Annotated in this window: 2 protein-coding genes; both read right to left on the bottom strand. The window is 63.4% G+C overall.

Annotated features, from left to right (window positions below; all coding sequences use genetic code 11):
- Positions 1-341: 341 nt before the first annotated feature.
- Positions 342-1,295: an isopenicillin N synthase family dioxygenase gene (locus tag ACTHNE_RS09410; RefSeq protein ID WP_324945556.1), complete on the bottom strand. Its 954-nt coding sequence runs from the start codon at positions 1,293-1,295 to the stop codon at positions 342-344.
- Between the two features lie 125 nt (positions 1,296-1,420).
- On the bottom strand, positions 1,421-2,782 hold the full coding sequence (glmM, locus tag ACTHNE_RS09415) for a phosphoglucosamine mutase (RefSeq protein ID WP_324945559.1): 1,362 nt from the start codon (positions 2,780-2,782) through the stop codon (positions 1,421-1,423).
- Positions 2,783-3,088 lie beyond the last annotated feature (306 nt).

Raw genomic sequence — 3,088 nt, forward strand, 5'->3', positions numbered from 1 at the left:
CTTGCCAAGCCGCGCGGCGCAGCCTGCGGGCCTTCCAGGCATCACCCATCCCTTTAAATTCACTAGTTGGGCCAGCCCTGTCTGTCCGCATGCCTTCGATCCGCCGTCTCGACAGACGGCCGGTCTGCCTTCGCCGACGGCCCTGTGGCCTGCGAACAGACAGGGCTGGTGACGACGGCGATACTTATTCAGTGTTGCCTTAACGCAAGCGGGGAGCCACAGTAGGTTGGGTTGAGGCGTAGCCGAAACCCAACGTTGCCATCTCGAACATGGCGGTGTTGGGTTTCGCCCCGAGGGGCTCTACCCAACCTACGGGGAGGGGGAGGCGAGCATGAAGCTGGTTAGATCAACTTGATCTCGCGCAAGCGTTGCATGAGATAGTCGTGCGAGGTGATCGAGGTGTCGTAACGGCGCGGGTTGTCCGGCGTTATGCATTGCGGCAGCGGATCGAGCACCACGTCCGGGTTCGGATGCAGGAAGTACGGCACGGAATAGCGTGGCTTGCGCGCGTTGGCGTTGTGCGGATTCACCACGCGATGGGTGGTGGAGGGATACACGTGGTTGGTCAGGCGTTGCAGCATGTCGCCGATGTTCACCACGATGGCGTCGCCTTCGGTGGTGATGGGCAACCACTCGCCTTCGCGCGTGAGCACTTCCAGGCCTTCGGCGCTGGCGCCCACCAACAGGGTGATGAAGTTGATGTCTTCGTGTGCGCCCGCGCGTACGTTCGGAATGTTTTCCTGCGTGATCGGCGGGTAATGGATCGGCCGCAGGATCGAGTTGCCCTGGTCGATCTTGTCGTCGAAGTAATCCTCCGGCAGATCGATATGCAAGGCCAGCGCGCGCAGCACGCGGCTGCCGAGCAGGTCCAGCGCCTGATAAAGCTCGTAGCTGTATTCGCGAAAACCGGGCACTTCCGCCGGCCACAGGTTTGGTGGCATCAAATTGGCGAAGCGCGAACGGCGATCGATTTCGCGGCCGATATGCCAGAACTCCTTGAGATCCGGATAGCGGCTGTCCTTGGCCGTTTCGATCTTGAACGGCGTGTAGCCGCGCGCGCCGCCGGAACCGGGCACGTGGTATTTCAGCTTGGTTTCGGTGGGCAGCGCGAAGAAGCGCTGGAAGGCGTCGTAGGCGCCATCGATCAGCTGCGGGGCAATGCCGTGGCCACTGATGCAGCAGAAACCGAATTCACGATAGGCCGCGCCGAGTTCGGCGACGAACGCCAAACGGTCGCTGTGGTACCGGCGAATGTCGAGGGTGGGAACGTGCTTGGTCTTGACGGTGGTGTCCATAGGCTTCTTCCACAGGTTGGGCATGCGGTCGTGTGTGTTCCGCCACCGCAGGGGCGGTGCACGTCGGGCCAATTCCATGGCGACCTGGGAGCCTGTTTGCAGCGCCGCGAGGCGGCGCTGCTGGTTCACGAGCGTTCGGAGGCGGATTTTACGACGTCCGCCAGGCGTTCTGCCATCTGCCGCACTTCGGCCTCGTCGGCGGCTTCCACCGTGACGCGTACCAGCGGTTCGGTGCCCGACGCGCGCAGCACCACGCGTCCGCGGCCGCGCAAGGCCTGCTCGGTATCGGCCAGGGCCTGGCGCACGGCGTCGGTGTTGAGCGCTTCGCGCGCGCCGGTGGCGCGCACGTTGATCATGATTTGCGGCATCTTGGTCAGGCCCTGGCGCGCGTCGGCCATGTCCTGGCCGAGAAACCTCAGCGCTTCGAGCACGGCCAGCGCCGCGACGATGCCGTCGCCGGTGGTGGCGCGATCCAGGCACAGCAAGTGGCCGGAGGTTTCGCCGCCGAGCACGCCGCTGTGTTCCTTCAGCTTCTGCAGCACGAAGCGGTCGCCCACGTTGGCGCGGATCAGTTCCACACCCAGGCCCGCAAGCGCCTGCTGCAAGCCGTAGTTGCTCATCAGCGTGCCGACCACCGGGCCTTTGAGCAGGCCGCGCGCCTGCCAGCTGCGCGCCAGCACGTACAGCATGTCGTCGCCGTCACCGAGCATGCCGTTGCGATCCACCACCTGCACGCGATCGCCGTCGCCATCGAAGGCAAAACCGATATCCGCATGCTGTTCCAGCACCGCCTTCTGCAACGCCTGCGGATGCGTGGAGCCGATGTCGTGGTTGATGTTGAAGCCATCGGGCTTGTCGCCGATCACGTGCACGTCGGCGCCGAGTTCGGCGAACACTTTCGGCGCTACTTGATAGGTGGCGCCGTGCGCGCAATCGAGCACGATCTTCACGCCCGCCAGGCTGAAGTCTTCCGGCACGGTGGCCTTGCAGAATTCGGCGTAGCGCGTCACCGCGTCGGTAACGCGCACCACCTTGCCCAGGTGATGCGAATCCACCGTGGTGAACGGCGCTTCCACTTCCTGCTCGATCTGGGCTTCGATCTCGTCGGAAAGTTTTTCGCCGTCGGTGGAGAAGAACTTGATGCCGTTGTCGTAATGCGGGTTGTGCGAGGCGCTGATCACGATGCCCGCATCCGCGCGCAGGCTGCGGGTGAGATAAGCCACCGCCGGCGTGGGCATGGGGCCGAACAGGCGAACGTCGGCGCCGGCCGCGGTAAGGCCCGCTTCCAGCGCGGATTCGAACATGTAGCCGGAAGCGCGGGTGTCCTTGCCGATCAGCACCAGCGGACGGCCCGAGGATTTCTTCCGATGCCGGCCCAGCACCACGCCCAGTGCGCGTCCCAGGCGCAACACGAAATCCGCACTGATAGGCCACTCACCGACCCGTCCACGGATGCCGTCGGTACCGAAATATTTGCGTTGATTCATGGTGTCGTCTTGCTGGAGCGGAAATCAGGAAATAGGGACAAGGGCGTCGGTAAGGCGTGAATGCTACACCGCTTGGGGCTTGTGGCTTTAGCTGGAATTTATGCGGCCGGGTGTGCTCCCTCCCCTGCATGCAGGGGAGGGTTGGGGTGAGGTTGCCTGGGCTTGCTGTCCTGGTCTAATGGTTTCGGACACCACGATAAGGGATGATTCCCAATCCGAGACCGCTACCGATGAAACGATCATCCCGCCGAACTTTTGATACCGCCTTCAAACTGCGCGTGGTGCAGATGGTGAAGGAGCAAGGCC

It is taken from the genome of Dyella sp. (genome assembly GCF_051954575.1).
Taxonomy (GTDB): Bacteria; Pseudomonadota; Gammaproteobacteria; order Xanthomonadales; family Rhodanobacteraceae; genus Dyella_B.